This is a genomic window from Streptomyces sp. NPDC045956, from assembly GCF_056430705.1.
The window spans coordinates 497782-523496 of sequence record NZ_JBWKKZ010000005.1 but is presented as its reverse complement, the minus strand read 5'-3'; the positions used below and the strand labels follow the sequence as shown (position 1 = coordinate 523496).

Sequence of the window (25715 nt, the reverse complement as noted above, 5' to 3'; positions counted from 1 at the left end):
CTATCATGGGGCGTGTGGCCGACGACCTCTTCAAAGCCCTGGCCGACCCGACACGCCGGATCATCATGGACGAACTCGCGGAGCGGTCCCGGCAGACACTGTTCGAGATCTGCTCGCGACTGAGCATGAAGCACCGACTGGGTATCTCGCGGCAGGCGGTCTCCCAGCACCTCGCGGTACTGGAGGCGGCCGGGCTCGTGGAGACCAGCCGCGAGGGCCGCTACAAGTACCACGACCTGAACACGGCCCCGCTGCGGCAGATCGCCGAGCGGTGGCCCCCGCCCGACGGACCGGAAGAGAGCTTTCCATGAGAATCCGCCTGACCAGCATCTTCGTCGACGACCAGGCCGAGGCCCTGCGCTTCTACACGGAGATCCTCGGCTTCGTGAAGAAGCACGACGTCCCGGTGGGGGAGAAGGACCGGTGGCTGACCGTCGTCTCCCCCGAGGAGCCGGACGGCACCGAACTCCTGTTGGAGCCCGCGGGCCACCCCGCCGCGCGGACCTACCGCGACGCACTCGTCAAGGACGGCATCCCGCTCGCCCAGTTCGCGGTCGGCGACGTGAAGGCGGAGTACGAGCGCCTGCGCGGCCACGGCGTCCACTTCACCCAGGAGCCGCTGGAGATGGGCCCGGTCACCACCGCGGTCTTCGACGACACCTGCGGAAACCTGATCCAGATCGCCGCACAGGAGCAGTAGGCGTTCCGCGCGGTTCCCGACACCCCCGCGTGCGAGGGGCCGTGGACGGGGGGCGGGGCACCGGGGTGCCGGCGGGCGTTTCGCCGCTGCGGGGGCGAGGTGCGCGCCCGTTCCCGGCGGCCGCTCAGGCCGCCTGGGCCTTCTCGTGCTTCCAGAAACCGGAGAAGGTGATGCGGTCCTTCGGCAGCCCCGCACGGTGCAGATGCCTGCGTCCCTCGGTGGCCAGCACCGATTCGCCGACGACGAAGGCGTACCCGGTCGCGGCGGCGGAGGTGAGCCGCCGCAGCTCGCGGAGCGCGCCCGCGCCGGGGACCGCGGTGCGGTCCTCGCGTACCACCCAGGAGACGGCCACGCCGGCCGGGGCGTCCAGCGTGCGCCGGTCGTCCGGGGTCGGGACCTCCTGGATGAGCCGTCCGACGGTGCCGGCGGGCAGGGACCGGAGGATGCTCGCCGTGGCGGGCAGACCGGTCTCGTCGGCCACGATGGTGACCTCGGAGGCGTCGCGCGGGCAGTCGAACAGGATGCCCTGGTCGAGCAGGGCGAGGGTGTCTCCCGGACCGGCCTGGCAGGCCCAGATCGCGGCCCTGCCCTCGATCTCGCCTCCCGGACCGCGGTGGACGACGAAGTCGATGTCCAGCTCGGCGGACCGCGGCCGGAAGTCCGCCACCGAGTAGTTGGCGCAGTGCGGCCGCTCGTGCTCGGGTATCGCCAGATAGGGCTGCCACCACTGCGAACCGGTGAACTCCGGCAGCCGGAGCCGTTGTTGGCGGGGCAGCGGGAAGAACAGCCGGAACCAGTGGTCGTAGCCCGCCCACGGGAACTCGGCGAGGCTGTCCCCGGTGACCGTCACGCGCTGCATGGACGGGGAAACCCGTTCGGCGCGTACGACGCGGGCGCGGAACATCCGGGGGTGCTGCGGCGTGAGCCGACGAACCTTGGCCATGAAGGCAAGGCTAGCCTAACTTCCGAGTGGTTCGGTGGGCGCCCGCACGGATGCCCGCGTCCCGTCGCTCCACCGGCTCCCGGCCGGGCGATGACTTCCGCGCCGCCGGCGGGTCGACACGGGGAGGGAAAGGAGTCCGTCATGCCCGAACAGCGATCAGCGGCGCGACCCACGGCCGAGCTCGACGCCCGCTACAGTTCCGCGCTCAACCCCCGTCCGGGGTCCGAGGCCGTCACCGCCACGCAGTGGACCGAGGCCCTGCAACGGCTGGACGAGGCCGGGATCTTCTGGGCGTCCACGGTGCGGCCCGACGGCCGGCTGCACGTCACCCCCGTGATCGCCGCCTGGAGCGACGGGGTGCTGTACTTCTCGACCGGTCCCGGGGAACAGAAGGCGCGCAACCTCGCTCACCACGCGCACTGTGCGCTGACCACCGGAAGGAACTCGCTCACCGAAGGGCTCGACCTCGTCGTCGAGGGCACGGCGGTACCGGTGACCGACCCGGCCGTGCTGGAACGGGTGATCGAGGCGCACGAGAACAAGTACGGCCCGCACATCACCGCGCCCGAGGGCACCTTCCACGGGATGGGGGACCGCATCCGCGAGGGGGACGTCGTGGTCTTCGCCCTCGCCCCGGCCACGGCGTACGGATTCGGCCGGGACGACGGGGTGTACACCCACACGCGCTGGTCGTTCTGACGCGAGTGGCTCCGCCAGCAGCGACGCGGGTCCGCGAAAGACGAGCCCCCACGGCGCCGCCCCACGTGGCCGCACCGTCGGCCTCGGCATGCCCCTTCCGGGGGTGAATGAGAGACTTGCACTGTTCGGGGCGCGTACGAGAAACCCCCGGGTGATGTGCGACCAGAAGTGCTCGGGCCGCCGCGACGCGCGTGCCGGGAGCCGGTCTCCGGGCCGCCCCGACCGCACGGTGACGCCCGAACGGAGGCGGCCCGGCCCGGGAGTGGCGGATGTTCCGAAGGCGTCCCGCACCTGACGGTGAAGAGCTGCTGGCCCGGCTGGCGTCGCTGACCACCCGGACGCGGGAACTGGCCGAGCTGCGCCGTTCCCAGATGGAACTGGCCATCGCCCTCCAGCGCGACATGCTTCCCGCGGACCTGCCCGTCGTCCCCGGCATCCACCTCGCCGCCCGCTACTCACCCGCGTACGCCGGACTCAACGTGGGCGGCGACTGGTACGACGCCTTCGTCCTCCCCGACGGCCGGGTCGGCCTCTCCGTCGGGGACGTCCAAGGCCACGCCATCGACGCGGCGGCCTACATGGGCCAGATCCGCGTCGGCCTGCGGGCGCTGGCCTCCGTCACCAGTGAACCGGGCGACCTGCTCGCCCGCACGAACGACCTCCTCCTGACCCTCGACAAGGACCTCTTCGCCACCTGCACCTTCATGCGCTTCGACCCGGCGACCGGCGAACTGGAGAGCGCGCGGGCCGGGCACATTCCCTGCGTCTGGGCCACGGCGGACGGCAAGGCCGAGGTCTCCGAGGACGAGGGAGGGCCGCCGCTGGGCATCCTGCGGGGGACCGAATACCCCGTGACCCGGTACCAGCTCGACACGGGCGGCGTCTTCGTCCTGCTCACGGACGGCGTGGTGGAGGGGCCCTCCCTGAGCGTCGACGAAGGACTCGCGAGGGTCGTACGGCTCGCGGGCATCGCCGCCGTCGCGGGCATGGAGGCGCACTCGCTCGCGGCGGCCGTACTGAAGAACGCGGAGCTGGTGGGACACGAGGACGACGCCGCCGTGCTCGTCGTGGGCCACGACGGGCGCGGTGTTACGCCGTAGGGCGGGACGGGCCACGTCCGGGATCGCTGACTCGGGCGCCTCGGTGTCTGATAACTGCTGTGGTGGGTATCCGTGCATGGCCGCGACCGGTCGTCCTCGCCTGCGAGACGCTGCTCGTCGCCGTCTGCTACTACGCGGCGGGGCGACTGGGGCTCTCGCAGCGGCTGGTCGCGGACGGAGCGGTCGTCACCCCCATCTGGCCCCCCACCGGCGTCGCGGTGGCCTGTCTGCTGCTGTTCGGGTTCCGGTGCGTGCCGGGCATCGCGCTCGGCGCCCTGCTGGTCGTCGCGTCGCTCACGGTTCCCGGCCTGTCGGCCGTCGGGATCGTGCTGGGCAACACCGTCGCACCCGTGTGCGCCTGCCTGATGCTGCGCGCGGTCGGGTTCCGGGTGAGCCTGAGCCGTCTGCGCGACGGCCTCGCCCTCGTGTTCCTGGGAGCGCTGACGGCCATGCTGATCAGTTCGGGAACCGGCGTCGGCGTACTCGTCCTGACGGACAAACTCGCTCCCGACGCCTTCTGGCTCGTCTGGCTGGCGTGGTGGGTGGGGGACGCCATGGGCGTCGTCCTCGTCACCCCCCTGCTGCTCCTGCTGCACCGGGCACGCCGGCCGCCCCCGTCGGGCCGGTGGATCGAGGCCGCGGGCCTCACCCTCGTCGTGTGCGTCCTCGTCCCGATGGTCACCTACAGCTCGGTCAGCGCCCTGTTCCTCGTGTACCCGCTCCTGGTCTGGGCCGCGTTGCGGTTCCAGCTGGCGGGAGGGATGCCCTGCGCCCTCTTCGCCTCCGTGGTCGCCACCGTCGCGGCCAGGCAGGAGACGGGCTCCTTCGGCGGGCTCACCGATGTCGAGACCATGATGAAACTGCAGGCGTTCAACGGGACCCTGGGCCTGACCGCGCTGCTGCTCTCCGCCGTCATCAGCGAACAGCTCAACACCAGACGGTCGGTCGAGCGGGCCTGTCACGAGCTGGTCGAGGCGTTGCAGCACCTCAACGCCGGAGGCTCCGGAAACGCGGGGACACCCGGCCGGGACGCCCGGTGAGCGCGGGGACGCGGTCGTGCGGGCCCGCTGCTGTGGACGGCTCGGCCATGTCCGCGCCGCGAACGGGTCCCGGCGGTGACGTCGGCTCCGCGCGTGGGGCGGCTCCTGACCGCCAGGGCGTCCGGCCTCGGCGTCGGGCCCTCAGTCGCGCTCCGTCCCCATGACCCGTCGGGCCGCCTCGCCCTCCGCCGCCGAGGGGGACAACTCGTCGAGGGTGTCGAGGTCCGTGTCCGCCCGGAGCTCCCGCTCCCACTCCTCCGCCAGGCGCTCCTGCTCCTCGCGGGACCGGGCACGGACGGCTTCCCGGTGGTCCGGGTCCAGAGCCGCCAGGAAGCGTCCGACAGAATCCGTGGGCATGACCGTGCTCCTAGGGTGGGGGATGGGCGCCGGTACCGGCCCAGGATGGCCAACCGGTCCCACGGCGACCGTTCGACACGGCCTCCGGCCACCCTTTTGGGCGCAGCGCACCCGACGCGGGGACCTGCCGGCGGCCACCCGCCGGCGGACCGCCGGGCGGCCCTGGCCGGGGCGTCCAGCACAATGACCGCATGGTCCACCCTGCCGGCCCCCGCGCCGACGCCGACGGCGTCCTGCTCCGTACGCGTGCGGTGGCCGCGGTGGCCGCCGCGTCGACCGTCGCCGCCGGGCTGGGACTCAGGGCCGCGGCGGAGGGGGAGGTGGCCAAGTACGGCGGAGACGCCCTGTACACCCTGCTGCTGCTCACCCTCGTCGTCCTGGTCGCTCCCCGCGTCACGGCGCCGCGGGCCGCCGCCATCGCCCTGGCCGTGAGCTGGGGTGTCGAGTTCCTGCAACTGAGCGAGCTCCCGGCGGAGCTGTCCCGGCGGAGCACGGCGGCCCGCCTGGTCCTGGGCTCCACCTTCAACGCACCCGACCTGTTCTGGTACGCGGTCGGCGCGGCGGTCGGCTGGTCGGCCGGACACCTGGCGCGCCGCGTCGCCCGCCCGGACCGACCGGGTGCGCGCCACCCGCTGCGCGAGACGGAGGTCAGTGGGGGTCCGCCGCCACCGACGGAGGACGGAAGCAGGCGATGACCGTCTTGCCGTCCGGGCAGGGATGCGCCTCCCAGCTGTCGGCCAGGGCGTCGACGAGGAACATCCCCCGCCCGCCGAGGCGTTCCTCGCTCGGCGGCCGAGCGCGCGGCAGCGTGCTGGAGGCGTCGTGGACGGCCACATGCAGGCAGCTGCCGTCCCAGGTCATCACCAGCTGAGCGTGCGACCGGGCGTGCACGTGCGCGTTCGTGACCAGTTCGGACACCGTGAGCAGCACGGCGTCCACCGTCTCGGGGGCACCGGTCGTCCAGTCGAGGGTCTCCAGGTGCTTGTGCGCCCAGTCACGTGCCGACTTCGGCCCGGTCTGCATCGGCAGCGAACGCGCCCACCCCACTGCCCGTAGCGACGAATCATCCACTGCGGTCCCCATCCCGGTCATCCACTGCGGTCCCCATCCCGGCTCGACTTCACTGCGTCGCGATTACCCCCGGTGGGCGGATCGAAGCGGCGATGTCCACGAAGCGGGGCGAAGACATTCGACCGAGGGGTTCTCCGCGGCCCCGGCAGGCTTCAGCTCGCACCGGACGCCGTACTGCTGCCCGAGGGCCCGCCGACGGGTGGGCCGTGGTGGTCGACGGCGGACTCTTCGGGGACGTCGGGCCGGCCGGGAACTGCGCGGCAGGCATCCGCACGCGCGCGCCGTGCGCCTGCCCGGCCACCTGCTGACGCCCGGATTCGTCGACGCCCACCACCTCACCCTCCAGGGAGAACCCGAGCCGTGAGGGACCGCCCGCCACCGCGAACGGCATGGAGGACGCGAGCGCGATCGTCCTTCGCCTGTCCGCGGCGCAGGCGGCGCGCCCGGGGACCGGGGCGGTAGCCCAGCTCCGAGGCCGCCCGCCGGACGCGCTCCCGGGTCCGGCGGGTGGCCTTGCCGAGTCCGTTGAGCGCGTGGGACACGGTCGTGCGCGAGACCCCCGCGACGCGAGCGACGTCGGCGACGGTCGGCTGTCCCGGGCCGGGGGCGGAAGCCGGCATCCGCGCGGACTCTCCTCGCCGGCGGGAGAGGGTGGGCGCCACCATCTTCCCCGACCCGGCGGGCACCCGCGCGCACCGGTGCCGTCGCCGGGCCGTGCGCCTCCCGGTACCTCGCGCGGTCAGACGGTCCCGGTCGTGAGCGCGGCCAGTTCCCCCAGTACACGGGCCGACGGCGCCGGGTCGACCAGCCACTTCAGATGGCTGCCCGCGAGGGTCCGCACGTCGTACGGGTTCTCCGGCGTCAGTTCGTCGCCCTCGCGGATCAGCCGGTCCTGCATCACGGGGGGCATGCTCGCGTCGTCCGCCAGACGCACGAAGGTCTTCGGGACGCTGCCCCAGGTCGCCGCCTGCGCCCGGTCGTCGGCACCGCCGACGTCGAGGTTCTCGTCGGGCTGGAAGGTGTTCAGGAAGGTCAGGAACTCCTCCTCGGTGCCGTCGGCGAGGAAGGCGGCCTTGAGCGCCGCGAGGGCGTCACGGTCCGCGGTGCGGAAGTTGACGCGCAGCAGCCCGAGTTCCGCAGGGTTCCCGGCCATCGCCAGGCCGACCGAGGCGGCGTCCACCGAGGCCATCTCCGGCTCGGCGTAGTAGTCGTTCACGTCCAGACGGACCGGACACCAGGCGGCGACGTAGACGATGCGGTCGATGAGGTCCGGGCGCGCGTTGGCCACGGCCGTGGCCGTGATGCCGCCCCGGCTGTGCGCGACCAGGATCACCGGCCCGTGCTCCTTGGCCCGCTCCAGGACACTGATCACGTGCGCGGCGTTGTCGGCGAGCGTGACCCCCTTCAGGGAACCCGGCGCGGTCGCGAGACCTTCGGCGTCCTGCGGTGCCTGGTAGGCGTGCGAGTAACTCGCCGCGAAGCCGTGGCCGGGGAGGTCCACGGCGACGGAACGGTGCCCCAGCAGACCCAGTTCGGCCTGAAGGGGTGCGAAGGAGAAGGAATTCGCGAAGGCGCCGTGTACGAGGACGAACGTCGGCTGCATGGTCTACCCACTCTCAGGGCGGGGCAGCGAACGGCTGCCCGATGGATCAACGGACCCTACGCAGCGAAAGATCAGCGGCGCAACCGGTCTCTGCGGCTCCGCTTGCGTCCCTGGACAGCCGGTCCGGCGAAGGTCACGCCGGCGACCGGTGCGGGGCGGAACGGAGCGGGGCCCGGTCGACGCACCGGGCCCCGCCGGGTGCGGGAGTGGACCGTTCGAGGGGAGGAAGGATCAGCGGCTGAGCGTGAACGCCTGGGCCGCGGAACCGGAGCAGGGCTGCTGGGACAGGCGCGCCCCGTCGGCCGTGGAGGCGTTGTCCACGCTCAGGCACTTGCCGCTGTGCCGGGCGACGAAGCGGTACCGGTCCGAGGCGAGGGGCTCCGGCCGCCACTGCTGGTTGGTGCCGCCCACGTACGACCAGAGGTGGACGCGGGTGCCGTCGGCATGCGCGCCGGACCCGCCGTCGACGTCCCACGCCTTGCCGTTGTGGCGGTTGACGACCTGGTAGTGGCCGGCGCCGGTGGGACGCAGCTGCCAGGACTGGTTGGCGCCGGTCCCGCACGCCCACTGCTGAAGGGCCGTCCCGTCGGCGGTGCCCCAGTCGGCGGCGTCCAGGCACGCGCCGCTGCCCGCGTTGACGACCCGGTACCAGGCGTTCGGATCGATCGGCCCGGTGGGCTCGCCGCCGGTGCCGTTCCACACGAAGGTGGCGACCGCCCCGGCCGGCAGGGTGTAGGTGAGCGACCTGCCGCCGTCGGTGAGGGAGAAACGTCGATCGTTCGCGGCGGTGTTGACCACGTAGGCGACACGGGAGCCGTCGGGGTTCTGGAAGGCGACGTTCTGCACGCCTCCGGCGCCCTGGCTCGCGGAGCCGATGCGGGTGGCGCCGACCTCCACGAACTTGCTCACGTGACCGAGCACGTAGTACTCGGCGTTACGGGTCACACCGCCGCCCGCGATCTCCACCACGCCGTTGCACCGGTTCGTGCAGTGGCCCTGGTGCGGGCCGCCGTTCCGGTCCAGTGCGAGATTCCACGTGAGGACCGTCTCGCCGCCGCTGCGGAAGTTCTGCACGACGAGGTTCTCGGCGTGCCAGCGCAGGGTGTCGCCGAACGTCGCGGAGGCGTCGGCGCTGTCGGTACCGGAACACTCGGTGAAGAAGACGCGCTTGCCGGCGTCGCGGACCTGCTGCTGGGCGGAGACCTGCCCGCCGTAGCAGTGGAAGGCGGCACCGATCACCCGGCTGATGCCCGCCGTGCGGGAGAAGACGTCGAGCGGATAGTCCGGGTGGTCCCAGTTGTGGTCGAAGGCGAGGATGTTCGTCGGCAGCCCGGCCGCCGTCAGTTTCGGGTCGAGGACCCGCAGGAACTCGGCCTGCTGCGCCGACGTCATCGACATCGACGGGTAACTGGTCGCGAACTCCGGTTCGTTCTGCACCGTGAGATCGGTGAGGGTGATGCCCTCCTGCTGATAGGCCTTGATCGCCTTGACCAGGTAGTCGGCGTACGCCGGGTAGTGCTCCGGCCGGAGGCTGCCGCCGTTGAGGGAGCCGCCGGTCTTCATCCACGCCGGCGGGGACCAGGGCGACCCCATGAAGCGGATCGACGGGTTGACGGCGGTGGCCTGTTCGAGGACGGGGATGATCTCGGCCCGGTCCCGGTCGATGGAGAACCGGCCGGGGGTGTCCTCGTAGGAGTACGGGTCGTGCGTCGCGTCGAAGTCCGTGCTGCCCAGCGGTTGGCGCAGGTAGGTGAGGCCGATGCCGTCGCCCGCCGGGGAGAACAGGGCTCGCATCAGCTCGGTGCGCCTGGCCTGGGGGAGGCTCTGGACGAGGCGGGCCGACGCGCCCGTCACGGAGGCTCCCGCGCCGGTGAACCGCTGGCCCCTGGTGCCGGCGTCGACGCGTATGTCGACGGTCTGCGGGGTGCCGGTGAAGGGGACGTCGCCCTCGGCCGTGAGCCGCTTGGCGCCGTCCGGTGTGGTGACCCACACCTGTGCCACGGGGTCGGCGGCCCGGGCCGCCGTGGTGCCGGTCGGGCCTATGCCGAGGCCCAGCCCGGCGAGGGCCAGGGCGACGGCGGTGGTCCGGACTCGCGGGGCACGGGCGCGCCGGAGAAGCGCTCTGGGTGAACGGGCTCTCGTACGGGTCGGCATGTGCGGCTCTCCTTCGTTTCGGTGGTACGCGGGGATACCGGCCGGGCGGAACGGCGTGGCGGGAGCGGCGCGGACTCGCTGTGCGGAGGAGCGGCCCCGGCCCAGGCGTGACTCCTCGGGCAGGGCATGCGGTCGTCCCGGCCGGAAGGCGGACCTCCGACGGAAGGACGGCGCCATGAAAGCACACCTACTAAACACTTAGTAAGTGATGTGGGTCACATACAGGGTGATGGTCCGGGATCTTCGTCTCGTGACGGCGGGGGTGGATCGTAGGCTGTCGCACGTGAGCGACCGATCAGTGGGCAGACCCGCGCGCGGCCCCGTGGCGAAGCCCCGCACACCGCGCAGCCCCGCAGCACGCCGGCGGCAGCAGGACATCCTGAACATCGCCACGGACACCTTCGCCGCCCGGGGCTACCACAACGCCTCCCTCGCGGAGATCGCCGACCGCGCGGGTCTGACCCAGGCCGGCGTCCTCCACTACTTCCGCTCCAAGGCGCTGCTGCTCACCAGCGTCCTCGAACGGCGCGACCAGGGGGACATCGAGCAACTGGGCACCGAGCGCCCCCAGGGCCTCGACTTCCTGCGCCACCTCGTCGACACGGCCCTGCGCAACGCCGAACGGGAGGGCATCGTCCGGCTCTACGCCGTCCTGTCGGCCGAGTCCGTCACCGACGACCACCCCGCACAGCCGTACTTCCGCGACCGGTACACCGGCCTGCGGGCCTTCGTCACCGACGCGCTGACCGCGGCCTGCGACCTCGGAGAGGCCGACGCGGCCCGTGCGCACGACGCGGCGAACGCGATCATCGCCGTCATGGACGGTCTCCAGGTCCAGTGGCTGCTGGACCCCGACTCGGTCGCCATGGCCGCTTCGACGGACCTGGTGATCACCTCGCTCCTCGCCACGCTGGCGCCCGGCCGCTTCTCGTCCTGAACGGCCGTCCGGCCCGGGGCGGGGCCCGGCGTCCCCGGGAGGGCCGGACGGCGCGTGACTCCGCGGCGGCGCGGGACCGGCGACGTCAGGCGGGAGCCGAGGGGGAGGCCGCGTCGCCCGTGAAAGCGTCCAGGATGCGTTCCGCGGCCAGCGTCGCCGTCAGCTCACCCTCCCTGACCCGCTCTTCGAGCTGCGGGGCGAGAGCGCGCACGTCCGGGTCGGCGTGCAGGCGGCCCAGCAACTCGTCGCGGACCATGGCCCAGACCCAGTCGACCTGCTGCGTGCGGCGCTTGGCGGCGAGGCGGCCGGTGGTGTCGAGCAGCGTGCGGTGCTGCTCCAGTCGTTCCCAGACGGCGTCGAGCCCGGCCGACTCGCGCGCGCTGCAACTGAGCACCGGGGGCGTCCAGAAGGCGTCCTGGCCGTGCATGAGCCGCAGGGCACCGGCCAGTTCGCGGGCCGCCGTACGGGCGTCGCGTTCGTGCGGGCCGTCGGCCTTGTTGACGGCGATGACGTCGGCCAGTTCCAGCACGCCCTTCTTGATGCCCTGCAACTGGTCCCCGGTGCGGGCCAGGGTGAGCAGCAGGAAGGAGTCGACCATGTCCGCGACGGCCGTCTCGGACTGGCCGACCCCGACCGTCTCCACGAGGACGACGTCGTAGCCGGCGGCCTCCATCACCACGATCGACTCGCGGGTCGCCTTCGCCACCCCGCCCAGGGTGCCCGCGGTGGGGGAGGGGCGGACGAACGCGGCCGGGTCGACGGCCAGGCGTTCCATCCTGGTCTTGTCGCCGAGGATGGAGCCGCCGGTGCGGCTCGACGAGGGGTCGACGGCGAGGACGGCGACCCGGTGCCCCAGACCGGTCAGCATCGTGCCGAAGGCGTCGATGAACGTCGACTTGCCCACGCCCGGTACGCCGCTGATCCCGATCCGCCGGGCCCTGCCGGCGTGTGGCGTCAGCCGGGTCAGCAATTGCTGGGCGAGTGTGCGGTGCTGGGGGCGGGTGGACTCGACGAGGGTGATCGCCCGGGCGACGACCGCGCGTCTGCCGCCGAGGACGCCCTCGACGTATGCGTCGAGATCGGGAGCCATCAGGTCACCGGCTCACAGCTCGCCGAGTCCGAGGTCGGACGCCAGCCGCCGCACCAGGTCACGGGCCGCGTCGGGGATCACGGTGCCCGGGGGGAAGACCGCGGCCGCGCCCATCTCCAGCAGGGCCGGCACGTCCTGCGGCGGGATCACCCCGCCGACCACGACCATGATGTCCTCCCGTCCCTCCTCGGCGAGCGCCTCGCGCAGCGCCGGGACGAGCGTGAGGTGCCCGGCCGCCAGGGACGACACCCCGACGATGTGCACGTCCGCCTCGACGGCCTGACGGGCGACCTCGGCCGGGGTCTGGAACAGCGGGCCGACGTCCACGTCGAAGCCGAGGTCGGCGAAGGCGGTGGCGATCACCTTCTGGCCGCGGTCGTGGCCGTCCTGGCCCATCTTGGCGACCAGGATGCGCGGCCTGCGGCCCTCCTTGTCGGCGAAGGCCTCCACCACCGCCCGGGTGCGTTCCACGGCCGGTGACTCGCCCGTCTCGTTGCGGTACACACCCGAGATCGTACGGATCTGGCCCGCGTGGCGTCCGTAGACCTTCTCCAGGGCGTCGCTGATCTCTCCGACGGTCGCTTTCGCGCGGGCCGCCCGTACCGCCAGTTCCAGCAGGTTGTCCCCGCCGCCGGCGGCCCGGGTGAGGGCATCCAGGGCGTCCCGGCAGGCGCTCTCGTCCCGCTCCTCGCGCAGCCGCCGCAGCTTGGCGATCTGCTGGGCGCGTACCGAGGAGTTGTCCACCTTGAGCACCTCGATCTGCTCGTCGGACTCCACCCGGTACTTGTTCACGCCGATCACCGGCTGCCGCCCGGAGTCGATGCGTGCCTGGGTGCGGGCGGCAGCCTCCTCGACCCGCAGCTTGGGGATGCCCGCGTCGATGGCCCGGGCCATGCCGCCCGCCGCCTCGACCTCCTGGATGTGCTGCCAGGCCCGCCGGGCCAGGTCGTACGTCAGCTTCTCCACGTACGCGCTGCCGCCCCAGGGGTCGATCACCCGTGTCGTGCCGGACTCCTGCTGGAGCAGCAGCTGGGTGTTGCGGGCGATGCGGGCGGAGAAGTCGGTGGGCAGCGCGAGTGCCTCGTCGAGGGCGTTGGTGTGCAGTGACTGGGTGTGTCCCTGGGTGGCGGCCATCGCCTCCACGCAGGTGCGGGTGACGTTGTTGAACACGTCCTGCGCGGTCAGTGACCAGCCGGAGGTCTGCGAATGGGTGCGCAGGGAAAGGGACTTGGGATTCTGCGGGTCGAACTGCCCGACCAGCTTCGCCCACAGCAGGCGCGCCGCGCGCAGCTTGGCGATCTCCATGAAGAAGTTCATGCCGATCGCCCAGAAGAACGACAGCCGCGGCGCGAACGCGTCCACGTCCAGGCCCGCCTGCCGCCCGGCGCGCAGGTACTCCACCCCGTCGGCGAGGGTGTACGCCAGCTCCAGGTCGGCCGTCGCCCCGGCCTCCTGGATGTGGTAGCCGGAGATGGAGATCGAGTTGTAGCGGGGCATCCGCTTCGAGGTGTACGCGAAGATGTCGGAGATGATCCGCATCGACGGCTTCGGCGGATAGATGTAGGTGTTGCGGACCATGAACTCCTTGAGGATGTCGTTCTGGATGGTCCCCGCCAGTTTCTCCGGTGGCACACCCTGCTCCTCGGCGGCGACGATGTACAGCGCCAGCACCGGCAGCACCGCACCGTTCATCGTCATCGACACGCTCATCCGGTCCAGCGGGATGCCCTCGAAGAGCTGCCGCATGTCGTAGATCGAGTCGATCGCCACTCCCGCCATGCCGACGTCACCCGTCACCCGCGGGTGGTCGCTGTCATAACCCCGGTGCGTGGGCAGGTCGAAGGCGACGGACAGGCCCTTCTGCCCGGCCGCCAGGTTGCGCCGGTAGAAGGCGTTGGACTCCTCCGCCGTCGAGAAGCCCGCGTACTGGCGGACGGTCCAGGGCTGGTTGACGTACATCGTCGGGTACGGGCCCCGCAGGTACGGCGCGACGCCCGGGTAGGTGTCCAGGAAGTCCAGGCCCTCCAGGTCCTCCCCGGTGTACAGCGGCTTGACCGTGATCCCCTCCGGCGTCTCCCACAGGAGGTCGTCACCGTCGGCGGCCTGCTTCACGGCCGCACGCCACTCGTCGAAGCCGGCGCCGGCGGAGGGCACAGTGCCCAGCTCGATCGCCGAGAAGTCGGGGATGGACATCAGGACACTCCCATGCGGTCGAGGGTCGCCGACAGCACGGCGACCACGTCACAGCCGGCGAACACATACGTGTCCACGCCCGTGTACGGTCCGGGGCGGCCCGCCAGGAACACGTGCTCGGCGCCCGCCTCCCGCAACGCGGCGGCCGTGTCCCCGGCCTGCTCCGCGTACAGCGCGTCGCTCGAACACAGGCACACCTCCCGCGCGCCGCTGCCCTCGAAGCCGCCCTCCGCGACGGCCTCGATGCCGCCCGCCTGGAAGAGGTTGGCGGCGAAGGCGAGCCGGGCGGTGTGCGCGGCGGCCGGGCCGAGCGCGGCCAGAAAGACGCGCGGACGGGAGCCCGTCGCGGCCAGATGGGCGTCGGAGCGGGCGCGCAACTCCTCGAACGCCTCGTCCCGCCGCACCCGGGGCAGACCTCCGGTGGGCGGCTCGGGCGCGGGCGCGCGCACCACCGGCTTCTCGGCCAGGTGCGGGAACTCGCTGACCCCGGTGACCGGCTCCCGCCGCTTCGCCAGCTGCCTGCTGCGCTCCGCCCACGTCTTCGCCAGCCGTTCGCCCACCGTCCCGGAGCGCAGCGCGGCCGCCTGCCCGCCGGCCCGCTCGATCTCCTGGAAGAACGTCCAAGCGGCGTGCGCCAGTTCGTCGGTGAGCCGTTCCACGTACCAGGAGCCGCCCGCCGGATCGATGACCCGGGACAGGTGCGACTCCTCGATCAGGATGGTGGAGGTGTTGCGGGCGACACGCCGGGCGAAGGCGTCCGGCAGGCCGAGCGCGTCGTCGAAGGGCAGCACGGTCACGGCCTCGGCGCCCCCGACTCCGGCGGCCAGGGCGGCGACCGTGGTGCGCAGCATGTTCACCCACGGGTCGCGGCGCGTCATCATCACCGGCGAGGTCACCGCGTGCTGGAGCTGCGCGCCCGCCCGGGGCGCCCCGCAGACCTCGGCCACCCGAGCCCACAGGCGCCGAGCCGCGCGCAGCTTGGCGATGGTCAGGAACTGGTCGGCGGTCGCGGCGTACCGGAACTCCAGCTGCGCCAGTGCCTCGGCCGTCTCCAGTCCGGCCGCGGTCAGCTCCCGCAGGTAGGCCAGGCCCGTCGCCAGGGAACAGCCCAGCTCCTGAGCCGCGGAGGCGCCGGCCTCGTGGTACGGCAGCGCGTCGACGGTCAGCGCTCGAAGCCCCGGGTGGCGCGCAGCGCACAGCCTGGCCGCCTCGGTCACGGCACCGCCGTCGTACGGCCTTCCGGAGCGGGCCTCGTGCCCCAGCGGGTCGCCCCCCAGGTTCCCGCGCGCGGCGTCCGCGGCAACGCCCCGCTCCTCGTACAGCCGCAGCAACTCCCGCGTGGCCGGCTCGAACGCGTCGCCCGCCTCCAGGACCACCGGGGCCAGATCGAGGTGGACGCCGTCGAGGGCGCGGTCGAGCGCGGTGACGGGTATGCCGGCGGACCCGCCGACGGTCAGCCACAGGGAGGTGACGCCGTTCTCCAGGTCGGTCAGGACCGCCGCCGGGTCGGCCGACGCGTGCCGCTGGCGCACGTCCCAGCCGCCTACGGCACTGCCCTCGGGGCGGCTGCCGCGCACGAAGGGAGGGAAGCCCGGCAGGCCGGGGCCCGGCGCCTCGTCGCGCGCGGAGTAGAGCGGACGGGCCCGCAGTCCGTCCTGGAGCGCGGTGGACATGGCGTCCTCCGCCTCGTCGTCCGGAACCTCCCGGCCCGACCTGCGCAGCACACCGGCCACCAGGCGCTGCCACTGCTCGTGTGTCGCGTCGGGGAACTCGGCCGCCAGGGCGAGTCCGTCGTCAGGCAGGAGCGTCATGCTCGGATGTTAGGTCAGGCCGGCAGACGAGCAGCAGGCCGGACCGGTGTGAGGTTGTTCTCTCCGCCGGTGTGACGTGCGTCGTCGGCGCCCGCCCCCCTCGCTGTACGCACCCGGCCACGGCGCCTGTGCCGTTCGAGTGGCCGGGGCCGCCCGCCGGCCGGCACAGCGATGAGTTCGGGCGGCCCGCCGGGTCTCATGGGTGGGACGGTCGCCGCACCGCACGCGCAGGGATCGCCGAACCGCCCCCGCACCGATGGACCCCGACCGAGGAGACGACGTGACCACCACCTACACCTTCGACGTCTTCTCCAGCCTCGACGGCTACGGCGCCGCCGGGGGAGACTGGCCCGGCTACTGGGGCAAGCAGGGCCCGGAGCTGCTCGACCACCGTCTCGCCCTGTACGGCCCGGAGCAGCGGATGGTCTTCGGGGCCGGTACGTACCGGGCCTTCGCGCAGATGCTGGCCGCGAGCACCGAGGAGTCGGATGTACGCGACCCCTGGGTCACCCGGATGCGGAACCTGCCGGCCACCGTGGTCTCGACGACGCTGGAGGGCCCCCTGGACTGGCCGGACGCGACCGTCGTGAAGGGCGACGCCGTGGACGTCGTCGCCCGGCTCAAGGAGGAGTCCCCGGTGCCGTTGCGCTCGCACGGCAGCCTGTCGATGAACCGGGCGCTGATGGCCGCCGGCCTGGTCGACCGGGTCCAGGTCACGCTGTTCCCCGTCATCACCGGCCGGAGCGGGCTCGACCCGGTCTTCGGGGGAGCGGACGACTTCGACCTGGAGCTGGTCGACCACCGGACGCTGGACGGTCACATCCAGGAGCTCGTCTACCGGCCGACCCTCCACTGAACGGTGAGGCGTGGGCGCAGGCGGCGGAAGCGGGCCAGGGTGGCGGCGGCTCACCGGTTCGGCGCAGGACCCGTACCGACGCCGGGACGAGCGAGGGCGCGCCCAGGTGATCCGGTGTCCCCGAACCTCCGGATGACGCACCATGGGGCTCCAGGGGCGCCACCGCCCCGCGGGAGCGTCCCAGCGGGCGCCGACGGGGAGGAGAGACGTGGACGTGCGGGAATCGCGGGCGACGGCCGCCGAAATGAGGGAGGCGGTACGCGTGCTGCTGCGCGTACTCGACCCCGAGCAGGTACGTGAGCTGCGGGAGTGGCCCGCCCGGCTGGACGCCCCCGAGCTGCGGGAGTGGACCTATCTGCCCGGCCCGCGTCCCGGCCTGTCCACCGAGGGCCTCGACACCCGGCAACGCGCGGCCGTCGACGCGCTGCTGACCGCGGCGCACAGCGCACCGGGCGCGGAGCTGGCGCGCGGGGCGATCGAGGTGGAGCGTCACCGCCGCGCCACCGTCGGCGCCGCGGGGGCCGACCGCTACTGGGTGCGCCTGCTCGGGGACCCGGACGGTGACGCCCCCTGGGGCTGGCGGATGAACGGCCATCACCTCGCCGTGCACGTACTGGTCACGGACGAAGGGCTGCGGGTGACGCCGCACTTCGTCGGAGCGGAGCCCGCTCGCGTCGCGCACGGCCCTCGGGCCGGGTGGCGGCTGCTGGGCCCGGAGGAGGACCTGGCACGGGAGCTGGTCACGGACCTGGACGCCGGCCGACGGTCGAGGGCCGTCTTCGCCGCCGCACCCCCGGACGACATCCTGACCCGCGACGACCCGTTCGCCGATCCGGGCCTGCTGCCGGCCGGCCTGGCGCACGCTGACATGTCGCCCGGTCAGCAGCGGCTGGTGGAGCGCCTGGTGCGCCGCTACCTCGACCGGGCGCCCGAGGCGTACGCGCGCGCGTGCTGGTCCGAGGTCGTGGCACACGGGCTGGACACCCTCTCGTTCGCGTGGGCGGGCGGCCGCGAACCGGGGGACCGGCACTACTACTGCGTCCGGGGCCCGGACCTTCTCATCGAGTACGACAACACCCAGGACGACGGCAACCACGCCCATTCCGTCTGGCGGCACGTCCGCCACGACTGGGGCGCCGACCTGCTCCGCGCCCACTACACGGACCGGCACGGATGAGGCGGCCCGCACCCATCCCGGCCTGCGGAGCCGGCGATTCGGTGCCCGGACACTCGAAAAGTGGGAACGGCGTACAACCACCGAACGGGCGCAAAGGACTCAACAGGTGGCTTCAGCAACACCATGGCCCGGCACCGACGCCGTCCGTGGACCGCTGACCGGCTGTGCCGGCCCCGGCATGTCGCGGCCCGTCGAGCCGCGACGGTCGGCGAAGATGCCGGGGCCGGTGGATGCGGTTCCGGGTGGCCGGAACCGACGGCCGCGGCGAACAGAGCGGACAGCAGACCCCGGGCACCTTTTCGCGAGCGCGCAGGGAGACGGTTGTGGCGATCGGACGGGTCGGGCTCGTGGTGCACGGGGGGCGCGAGGGCGCCGCGGCGGCAGCGCGGGACGTCCGGGACTGGTGCGGTGAGAACGGCGTCGGGTGCACCGACATCGACGTGTGGAGCGGCGACGGCCGGCGCAGCGCGCGGGCGGAGCTGGAGGCGGCGGGGAACCCGGACCTCGTCGTGACCCTGGGCGGCGACGGCACCTTCCTTCGCGGCGCCCGGCTGGCGGCCGAGAACGACGCCCTGATCCTCGGTGTCGACCTGGGGCGGGTCGGGTTCCTGACCGAGATCCCGGCACCGGCGGTGCGCTCCGCCCTCGATGCCGTCCGGGACGGCGACGTCGACCCGGAGAGCCGCATGCTGCTCACCCTGCGGGCGTCCCGCCGTCCGGAGGTGCCCGAGGCCATGGAGGCGCTGCTGCGCTACGGGCGGGGACCGCTGCTGCCGCCGCCCCGGGTCCGCACCGACTGCGAGAGCGGCGACGAGTGGGGCATCCCCCTCAACGTCTCCGCCCTCAACGACGTGGTGCTCGAGAAGCTGTCGCGGGACCGGCAGGTCTCCGTCGGCGTCTACGTCTCCGGCCGGCTGCTGGCCTCGTACTCCGCCGACGCCCTGGTGGTCGCCACCCCCACGGGTTCCACCGCCTACAGCTTCGCCGCGGGCGGGCCCGTCGTCTCGCCCCGCGCGGAAGCGCTCGTCTTCACGCCGGTCGCCCCGCACATGACGTTCGACCGCTCGGTGGTCGCCGCACCGGACGAGCCGGTCGGACTGCGGATCCTGGAACGGTCCGGGCAGGCCGCCGTGAGCATCGACGGGCAACTGCGCGGCGTCCTCGACCCGGGGGACTGGCTCGGCGTCTACGCGGCACCCCGCCGCCTGCGGGCGGTGCGGCTCGGACCCGTGGACTTCTACGGCCGGCTACGGGAACGCATGCGCCTGACCGACGCCCCGGCCGCCGTCGCCGACGGCACCCCGGCCCCGCTGTGGCCGGTGAGCACACCGCCGCCCGGCGACCTCGCCCACCTCGCCCTGCCTCTGCCCACGGCCCCCGGGGCGTGACGCCCCGGCCCCGCCGGGACGAGGAGCGGACCGGTGCGGGAGACGGCACCGGGCGCTCCGGCGCGGGGCCGGGACGGGAGGTGTGGGCGGCGCGGCTCCTCACCTTCAGTGCCGGTGCGGTCAACGCGCTCGGTTTCCTGGCGCTCGGCGGAGTCTTCACCAGCGTGGTGACGGCGAACTCCGCGCTGGTCGGGATCGGCCTCGGGCACGCGGACGCGGCACCGGCGCTCCTGGCGGGCCTGGCGGTGCTCGGTTACGTGGTGGGCGCCGCCGCGGGCGGCTGGGCGGCCGCCCGTGCCCGGCGGGCCCGGCGAGCCGCGGCGGCGGACTTCCTGCTCATGGAACTGCTCCTGCTCTGGGCGGTCGCCGCCTGGTGGCTCCGGCTGGACGGCCACCCCGGCGGCCCGGTCCGCACCGCCCTGCTGGTCCTGCTGTCCGCGGCGATGGGATGCCAGAACGCGGGGGTCCTGGTGGCTCTGGGCGCCCGGGCGCCGACGGCCTACCTGACGGGCCTGCTCACCCACGCCGTGACGGACGCGGTGACCGGGGGGCGCCTGCGGTGGCGGGCCCCGGCCACCGTGGGACTCCTGGTGGCGGGCGCCGCCGGACTCGCCCTGCTGGAGCGGTGGCTGCACGGCGTCGCCGCCGTGGCCCCGGCCGCCCTGGTGACCGGCGCCTGGCTGCTCTGGCGCACCGACCGGGCCGCCCCGCACGCCCCGGCCGCCGGGCGTGCGGGCCGGGAGCGGGGCACGGCCGGCTGACGCCGGGGCGCCGTCACAGCTCGGACACGTCGTCCAGTCCGGCGAGCAGCGCCAGGTCGGGAACCTGCTGGTCGGCCAGGCACTGCTCGGTCCAGACCACCTTTCCGGTGGGCGTGTACCGGGTGCCCCAGCGCCGCGCGAGCTGGGCCACGAGGAACAGGCCCCGGCCGCCCTCGTCCGTGATGGCGGCCTGCCGCAGGTGCGGGGAGGTGCTGCTCCCGTCGGACACCTCGCAGATCAGGGTCCGTTCGTGCAGCAACCGCACGTGGACCGGGTCCGATCCGTACCGGATGGCGTTGGTGAGCAGCTCACTGAGGACCAGTTCGGTGGCGAACGCCATCTCGTCCAGCCCCCAGGCGGACAGCTGGCGGCTGCACGCGTTGCGTACGGTGCCCACGGCGGCGGGGTCGAGGGGGACGTCCCAGTCGGCGACGCGGGAGCGGTCCAGGAGCCGTGTGCGGGCCACGAGCAGCGCGATGTCGTCGCGCCGGTGCTCGGGCAGCATCCGGTCGAACACCGCCTCGCAGATCTCCTCCGGGGCGGCGCCGGCCGCGTCGGCGAGCGCGCCGCGCAGCAGGTCGAGCCCCGCGTCGATGTCCCGGTCCCGCTGTTCGACCAGGCCGTCGGTGTAGAGGACGATGCTCGTGCCCTCGGCCAGGTGCAGCTCCGTGGACTCGAACGGGAGACCGCCCAGGCCCAGGGGCGGCGCGACGGGCACGTCGGGGAACTCCACGGTGCCCTGCGGGTGGACCAGCGCGGGGGCCAGGTGTCCCGCGCGGGAGACGCTGCACACGCCCGAGACGGGGTCGTAGACCGCGATCAGGCAGGTGGCGCCGGTGATCCCCTCGCCGTCCGGGTTGTCGGGATCCTCCTGGTCCAGGCCGCTGACCAGCTCGTCGAGGTGGGTGAGGAGTTCGTCCGGAGGCAGGTCCAGGGTGGAGAAGTTGTGCACGGCGGTGCGCAGCCGGCCCATCGTCGCCGCGGCGTGCATCCCGTGCCCGACCACGTCCCCCACGACGAGCGCGACCCGGGCGCCGGGCAGCGGGATGACGTCGAACCAGTCACCGCCGACCCGGGCCTGCGCGGACAGGTACCGGTGGGCGATGTCGACGGCGTTCTGGTGGGGCAGGACGTGCGGCAGCAGGCTGCGCTGGAGGACCTCCGCCATCATGTGCTCGCGGGTGAACCGGCGGGCGTTGTCGATGGCGACGGCGGCGCGGGCGGTCAGCTCCTCGGCGAAGGTGACGTCCTCCGCATCGAAGAGGGGCGAGCCCTCCGTCCGCCAGAAGCGGGCCAGGCCCAGCGGGACACCGCGGGCCTGGAGCGGTACGGAGACCAGGGAGCGGATACCGGCGTCGAGGACCCGGTCCACGCCCTCCGGGTTCCGATGCCGGGCGTCGGCCAGGTCGGCCTCCAGCACGGCGCGTCCCCCGGCCGGGCCGTTGGCGGTGGGCAGGTCGGGGGCGGCGACCGGGTCGACGGCGCTCCCCACCGGGCGGAACGGATGCTCCTCGTGGACCCCGCGCAGGGCCGTGCGGCGCAGCTCCGTGGGGGCGCCCGTGGGCTCGTCACCGCGCGTCACGGCGTCCAAAAGGTCCACGGTGGCGAAGTCCGCGAACCGCGGGACGGCGACGTCCGCCAGTTCCTCGGCCGTACGGGTGACGTCCAGGGTGGTGCCGATGCGCATCCCCGCCTCGTGCAGCAGCTTCAGCCGCTCGCGTGCCACCTCGGCCGTGCCGGCCAGCGCGCGCAGCTCCGTGGTGTCCCGGAGGGTCGCCACCTTGCCCGAGGGCCCGCCGTAGGGGGCCGTGCGCCGGGTGTTGACGGCCACCAGCCGGTCCCCGGCCAGGTGCACCTCGTCCGTGACGGAGCGTTCGGAGGAGAGGAGGTCGACGATGTCGGCGTCCAGGCCCAGCTCCGTGACGAGCCGCCCGTCGCCGTCCTCGGGCAGTTCCAGCAGGCGCCGCGCCTCGTCGTTGGCCAGCACCAGGCGGCCGTCGGCGCTCACGATGAGCACCCCCTCGCGGACGGCGTGCAGCACCGCGTCGTGGTGTTCGTACATCCGGGTCATCTCGGTCGGCCCGATCCCGCGGGTCTGCCGCCGCAGCCGTCGGCTGACCAGCGCGGCGCTGCCGACGGCCAGGACCAGCGCGCCGGCTCCCGCCACGAGGATCATCGGGACCTGCCCCTCCAGTGAGTCCCCGACGGTCTGCAGGGTCACGCCCGCCGCGACGAGCCCCACGACGGCACCCTGGCCGTCCGTGACCGGCACGACCGCCCGGGCCGCGTTCGACGGGTCCCCTTCGTAGATCTCGGAGAACGCCCCCTCGGTCACCGCCCGCCGCACGTCGTCCGCGCGCTCGCCGATCAGCCGCGGATCGGTGTCGGCCAAGCGGATGCCGTCCGGGCCCATCACGGCGACGAAGTCCACCCCGGTGTCCTCGTCGGCCGCGGCCACGTACGGCTGGAGCGCGGCGGTGGGGTCCCGCGACTCCAGCGCGGTGACGAACCCGGGGGACCGCGCGAGAGCCGTGGCGACGGCCCGTGACCGCTCCTGCGCGTCCAGCTCGGTGTCGTTGCGGGTCTGTACGGTGACCCCGACGGCGGCCGCCACGATCAGCAGGACGGCGAGCACGACCTGGAGGAAGAGGACCTGCCCGGCGACGCTGCGTCCGCGCCACCGCCACCAGCGGTGCGGGCCCTCGCCTTCCCCGGCCAGGTCGACGGGCGGCCGACCTGCGCGCAGGGATCGAGCGGAACGCCCAGACATATACCCTTTCTAACACTGTCCGACGGTAAGCCGCCCGGGGACTCAGCCGAAGAGGGCGTGGGTGCGGCGGTAGAGCGCGTCGGTGTGCTCGCGGACGTCCCGGTACACCGCCTCCAGGCGGCCGTACAGGTCGGTGTTCCGCGGGTCGGGGAGGAAGACCTCGCCGGGGCGGACCATCTCGGTGACGGCCTCCTCGAAGCCGGCGTACACGCCGACACCGACCGCCGCGCAGATCGCCGCGCCCAGCCCCGCCGCGCTGGCCGCCTCGGCGCGGCGGGCCGGGACGCCGTGGACGTCGGCGTGGATCTGCATCATCAGGTCGGAGCGCGAACCGCCACCGGAGACGATCACCTCGCGGTAGGAGGTGCCCAGCTCGCGCGCCATGCGCGCCGTGCTGTCGTGGATCGTCATCGCCAGGGCTTCGAGGATCGACCGGTAGATGTGGAAGCGCCCGTGGCGCCCGTCGAAGCCCAGGATCGTCCCCTTGCGGAAGGGCGCCTCACCGGGGGCGAGCCAGTCCAGTACGGTCATCAGGCCGTCGGCTCCCGGCGGCACCTTCGCCGCCTCGCCGTTGAGGTGGTCCTCCACGCTCAGGCCGGCCCGGCGCGCCTCCGCGGTGACCTCCTCGCCGAGCAGGTCGCGGTACCAGCTGACCGTCCACATGCCGCGGCGCACCCCGCCCGACTCGTACAGGTAGGAGCGCGGCACGGAGGCGTAGTTGACCCAGAAGTCCGTGGCACCCGAGACGTTGCGGGGGCCCGTCGCCATGCCCGCCACGTACGTGCCGAGCGAGACGAGGAGTGTGTCGGGGGTGCGCAGTCCGCACCCCAGCGCCTCGACCGCCTTGTCGTTGGCCGTGGCGACCACGGGTACCCCGGCGGGGATGCCCGTGTGCCTGGCCGCGGCGTCGGTGACCTCGCCGAGGACGTCACCGGGCTGCACCAGGTCGAAGAGCAGTTCCCGCCGCATGCCGAGCTTCGCGATCCGCGCGTCGTCGTCGGTCCACTGCCAGGTGTCCGGGTCGAGGGGCCACAGGCCCGCGTAGTTGGCCGCCGTGTCACGGAAGCGGCCCGTCATCCGGTGGCCGATGTAGCCGGAGCTGGTCGTGACGCGTGCGACCGCGGGGTCGGTGTCCGTGTGGGGCAGGCCCACGCGCTCGTCCATCCAGCTCATGACGGGCTGCGCCAGTGTGCCGTCCGCCTTGAGGAGGGCGCGGCAGAACCGGATGGTGCAGAGCCCCACACCCACGATGTCCGCCGGGTCCCCGTCGAACGCGGCGAGGGCGGCGCGGCTCGCGGCGCCGATCGACGTCCACAGGTCGTCGTCCGGGTGCTCCACGACACCGGGGCGCGGGGTGTCGTAGGGGCGCAGCGCGGCACGGCCCTCGCTGACGGCACGCCCGTGGGCGTCGAACACGGTCACCTTCGACGACTGCGAGCCGTTGTCGATGCCGATGAAGTAGCGGGGGCGGGCGCTGGACATGGCCACTCCGTGGAGGTCGTGCGGGGTCGGGTGTCGTCTGCGGGAGGGGCCCCGGTCGGTGGGGGAGCCGACCGGGGCCCGCCGGGGAGGCCGGTCAGGCGTCCATCGGGAAGATGGTGCCCTTGTTCATGATCCCGTTGGGGTCGAAGGCCTCCTTGAGCTTCGACAGGATCCGGTAGGCGCTGCCGTGCTCCTGGGCGGTCCAGGGGGCACGGTACTTGCCGACGCCGTGGTGGTGGACCATGGAGCCGCCGACCTTGAGCGCCTCCTCGACGATGATCGCGTTGAGCGGGATGTGGTACTTCTCGATCTCCTCCCGCGGCTCGCAGTTGATCCTGTAGTCGTAGACGAAGTAGAGGTTCGTGCCGGTCTGGTAGCTGTGCGAGGAGTGGGCGCCCAGCATGACCAGGTCGTCGGCGGCCGGGAACTCGGTGCGGATCCGGCGGATCACGTTGTCGTACAGCTCGACGGTGCGCGACCAGTCGACGGAGACCTCGGTGGTGTAGCCCAGCTCGGCCTTGGCCAGCATGACCCGCTTCTCGGCCTCGATCTTGTCGACACCCCAGTTGAGGTGGTCGAACCAGTCCTCGATGAGCCGCGGGTCGACCTTCTCGTGGGGGTACTGGGCGACGACGCGCTCGATCTCCTCGCTGGTGGCCCGCACGATGCCCTTCGGGCCCTCGGCCACGAAGACGACGACGACCTTCTCCTTGTAGAAGTGGGAGAAGTGCTGGCGGGCGTCCTCGGGGGAGTAGACGCGGACGACCGAGGGCTTGAAGCCGTTCGTGACGACCTCGCGGATGACCTTGACGCCGGTGGCCATGTCGTCGACGAGGAAGCCGTGGAACTCGTTGTTCTCCGGCTGGTACTTGAAGATCTTGACGGTGACCTCGGTGATGTAGCACAGGGCGCCCTCGTTGCCGATGACGATGTGCCGGATGTCCGGGCCGGCCGCGCGGCGCGGGACGTTCTTGATCCGGGTGACCGAGCCGTCGGGGAAGACGGCCTCCAGACCGACCACCATGTCCTCGATCGCGCCGTACAGCGTGGAGAACTGGCCGATGGAGCGGGTCGAGACGAGCCCGCCGTACTGGGCGAGCGGCTTGGACTGCGGGGAGTGGCCCGTCGTGAGTCCCTGCTCGCGCAGCTTGTCCTCGAGGACCTGAAGCGGTACGCCGCACTGGACGGTCACCTGCATGTTCTCGGCGTCGATCGAGACGATCTCGTCGAGACCGGAGCCGTCGAGCACGATGGTGTCCTCGACGGCGGTCTCCAGCCCGCCCTCGGTGCCCGTGCGGCCGGTGCGCGCCACCACGTTGATCCTGTTGTCGTCGGCGAAGGCCAGGACCTTCGACACGTCCTCGGTGGAACGGGCGTTGACGATCGCGGCCGGGATCGGGCCGTCGAAGATGCCGTGCACCGACTGGTACTTCTTGAACCGGTCGACGCTCGCGAGCCTGAGCTGCTCGCCGTCCGTGACGATCTGCTCGGCGGTGAGCAGGTCGGTGAGGCGGGCGACGATGTCTTCGCGGGTCAGCTTGGAGAGCGACTGGGCCATGGTGATCTACCTCTTGGTGTGCTGT

At 73.0% G+C, this 25715-nt stretch carries 22 protein-coding genes and 1 pseudogene; 11 read left to right on the top strand and 12 right to left on the bottom strand.

What is annotated here, in order from left to right; all coding sequences use genetic code 11:
• Window positions 1-14 precede the first annotated feature (14 nt).
• A complete protein-coding gene (locus tag AC07FV_RS16945; RefSeq protein WP_479088004.1) occupies window positions 15-311 on the top strand; it encodes an ArsR/SmtB family transcription factor in 297 nt (98 codons plus the stop codon).
• Entirely contained in the window at window positions 308-700 is a 393-nt protein-coding gene (locus AC07FV_RS16940) for a VOC family protein (protein WP_356611668.1), read from the top strand. The genes AC07FV_RS16945 and AC07FV_RS16940 overlap by 4 nt, the downstream gene beginning before the upstream one ends.
• A 124-nt stretch (window positions 701-824) precedes the next feature.
• Here the strand turns inward: AC07FV_RS16940 and AC07FV_RS16935 are convergent, their stop codons facing one another.
• The gene (locus AC07FV_RS16935; protein ID WP_479088002.1) at window positions 825-1643 is read right to left on the bottom strand and encodes a siderophore-interacting protein; all 819 of its coding nucleotides are present in this window, start codon (window positions 1641-1643) and stop codon (window positions 825-827) included.
• A gap of 141 nt (window positions 1644-1784) precedes the next feature.
• Here AC07FV_RS16935 and AC07FV_RS16930 point away from each other — a divergent pair, with 141 nt between their 5' ends.
• The 3 genes from AC07FV_RS16930 (at window position 1785) to AC07FV_RS16920 (ending at window position 4482) form a co-directional block, all read left to right on the top strand.
• Window positions 1785-2342 (top strand): pyridoxamine 5'-phosphate oxidase family protein, encoded by a 558-nt coding sequence (locus tag AC07FV_RS16930; RefSeq protein WP_479088000.1) that lies wholly within the window; start codon window positions 1785-1787, stop codon window positions 2340-2342.
• Window positions 2343-2611: 269 nt separating this feature from the next.
• Window positions 2612-3442, top strand: coding sequence for a PP2C family protein-serine/threonine phosphatase (locus tag AC07FV_RS16925; RefSeq protein WP_479087998.1), 831 nt, complete (start codon window positions 2612-2614; stop codon window positions 3440-3442).
• A gap of 50 nt (window positions 3443-3492) precedes the next feature.
• Window positions 3493-4482: an MASE1 domain-containing protein gene (locus AC07FV_RS16920; protein ID WP_479088043.1), complete on the top strand. Its 990-nt coding sequence runs from the start codon at window positions 3493-3495 to the stop codon at window positions 4480-4482.
• Between the two features lie 141 nt (window positions 4483-4623).
• Here the strand turns inward: AC07FV_RS16920 and AC07FV_RS16915 are convergent, their stop codons facing one another.
• Window positions 4624-4839 carry a hypothetical protein gene (locus AC07FV_RS16915; protein WP_479087996.1) on the bottom strand — a complete coding sequence of 72 codons (216 nt, stop codon included), beginning with the start codon at window positions 4837-4839 and terminating at the stop codon, window positions 4624-4626.
• A 191-nt stretch (window positions 4840-5030) separates the two neighbouring features.
• Between AC07FV_RS16915 and AC07FV_RS16910 the strand changes: the two genes are divergently transcribed.
• On the top strand, window positions 5031-5534 hold the full coding sequence (locus AC07FV_RS16910; protein WP_479087994.1) for a ribosomal maturation YjgA family protein: 504 nt from the start codon (window positions 5031-5033) through the stop codon (window positions 5532-5534).
• Here AC07FV_RS16910 and AC07FV_RS16905 read toward each other — a convergent pair.
• The 4 genes and pseudogenes from AC07FV_RS16905 to AC07FV_RS16890 form a co-directional block, all read right to left on the bottom strand.
• Complete coding sequence (locus tag AC07FV_RS16905; RefSeq protein WP_479087992.1) at window positions 5488-5862, bottom strand: ATP-binding protein; 375 nt, start codon at window positions 5860-5862, stop codon at window positions 5488-5490. The genes AC07FV_RS16910 and AC07FV_RS16905 overlap by 47 nt on opposite strands.
• A gap of 388 nt (window positions 5863-6250) precedes the next feature.
• Window positions 6251-6530, bottom strand: a pseudogene (locus AC07FV_RS16900) (LacI family DNA-binding transcriptional regulator); the annotation flags it as partial.
• Between the two features lie 119 nt (window positions 6531-6649).
• Window positions 6650-7513 (bottom strand): alpha/beta hydrolase, encoded by an 864-nt coding sequence (locus tag AC07FV_RS16895; RefSeq protein WP_479087990.1) that lies wholly within the window; start codon window positions 7511-7513, stop codon window positions 6650-6652.
• 231 nt (window positions 7514-7744) lie between these two features.
• Window positions 7745-9667: an RICIN domain-containing protein gene (locus tag AC07FV_RS16890; RefSeq protein WP_479087988.1), complete on the bottom strand. Its 1923-nt coding sequence runs from the start codon at window positions 9665-9667 to the stop codon at window positions 7745-7747.
• Between the two features lie 283 nt (window positions 9668-9950).
• On the opposite strand from AC07FV_RS16890, the gene AC07FV_RS16885 reads away from it, so the two are divergent.
• Window positions 9951-10604: a TetR/AcrR family transcriptional regulator gene (locus AC07FV_RS16885; RefSeq protein ID WP_479087986.1), complete on the top strand. Its 654-nt coding sequence runs from the start codon at window positions 9951-9953 to the stop codon at window positions 10602-10604.
• A gap of 85 nt (window positions 10605-10689) precedes the next feature.
• Here the strand turns inward: AC07FV_RS16885 and meaB are convergent, their stop codons facing one another.
• Genes meaB through AC07FV_RS16870 form a run of 3 tightly spaced genes read right to left on the bottom strand, consistent with a single transcriptional unit; the run spans window position 10690 to window position 15698 of the window.
• Complete coding sequence (meaB, locus tag AC07FV_RS16880) at window positions 10690-11694, bottom strand: methylmalonyl Co-A mutase-associated GTPase MeaB (protein ID WP_479087984.1); 1005 nt, start codon at window positions 11692-11694, stop codon at window positions 10690-10692.
• 12 nt (window positions 11695-11706) lie between these two features.
• Complete coding sequence (scpA, locus tag AC07FV_RS16875; RefSeq protein ID WP_479087982.1) at window positions 11707-13887, bottom strand: methylmalonyl-CoA mutase; 2181 nt, start codon at window positions 13885-13887, stop codon at window positions 11707-11709.
• Window positions 13887-15698 carry a methylmalonyl-CoA mutase family protein gene (locus tag AC07FV_RS16870; protein WP_479087980.1) on the bottom strand — a complete coding sequence of 604 codons (1812 nt, stop codon included), beginning with the start codon at window positions 15696-15698 and terminating at the stop codon, window positions 13887-13889. The genes scpA and AC07FV_RS16870 overlap by 1 nt, the downstream gene beginning before the upstream one ends.
• Window positions 15699-15978: 280 nt before the next feature.
• Here AC07FV_RS16870 and AC07FV_RS16865 point away from each other — a divergent pair, with 280 nt between their 5' ends.
• From AC07FV_RS16865 to AC07FV_RS16850, 4 genes are all read left to right on the top strand, one after another.
• On the top strand, window positions 15979-16554 hold the full coding sequence (locus AC07FV_RS16865; protein WP_479087978.1) for a dihydrofolate reductase family protein: 576 nt from the start codon (window positions 15979-15981) through the stop codon (window positions 16552-16554).
• Window positions 16555-16762: 208 nt separating this feature from the next.
• The gene (locus AC07FV_RS16860) at window positions 16763-17731 is read left to right on the top strand and encodes a DUF3500 domain-containing protein (protein ID WP_479087976.1); all 969 of its coding nucleotides are present in this window, start codon (window positions 16763-16765) and stop codon (window positions 17729-17731) included.
• 323 nt (window positions 17732-18054) lie between these two features.
• A complete protein-coding gene (locus tag AC07FV_RS16855) occupies window positions 18055-19119 on the top strand; it encodes an NAD(+)/NADH kinase (RefSeq protein WP_479087974.1) in 1065 nt (354 codons plus the stop codon).
• Window positions 19116-19880, top strand: a complete 765-nt coding sequence (locus AC07FV_RS16850) for a DUF1275 family protein (protein ID WP_479087972.1) — start codon at window positions 19116-19118, stop codon at window positions 19878-19880. Before AC07FV_RS16855 ends, AC07FV_RS16850 begins: the two co-directional genes overlap by 4 nt.
• 13 nt (window positions 19881-19893) lie before the next feature.
• Here the strand turns inward: AC07FV_RS16850 and AC07FV_RS16845 are convergent, their stop codons facing one another.
• The 3 genes from AC07FV_RS16845 to AC07FV_RS16835 form a co-directional block, all read right to left on the bottom strand.
• Window positions 19894-22650, bottom strand: coding sequence for a SpoIIE family protein phosphatase (locus AC07FV_RS16845; protein ID WP_479087970.1), 2757 nt, complete (start codon window positions 22648-22650; stop codon window positions 19894-19896).
• Between the two features lie 42 nt (window positions 22651-22692).
• On the bottom strand, window positions 22693-24132 hold the full coding sequence (locus AC07FV_RS16840) for an FGGY-family carbohydrate kinase (RefSeq protein ID WP_479087968.1): 1440 nt from the start codon (window positions 24130-24132) through the stop codon (window positions 22693-22695).
• Window positions 24133-24226: 94 nt separating this feature from the next.
• A complete protein-coding gene (locus tag AC07FV_RS16835) occupies window positions 24227-25690 on the bottom strand; it encodes an FAD-binding oxidoreductase (protein WP_479087966.1) in 1464 nt (487 codons plus the stop codon).
• Between the last annotated feature and the right edge of the window lie 25 nt (window positions 25691-25715).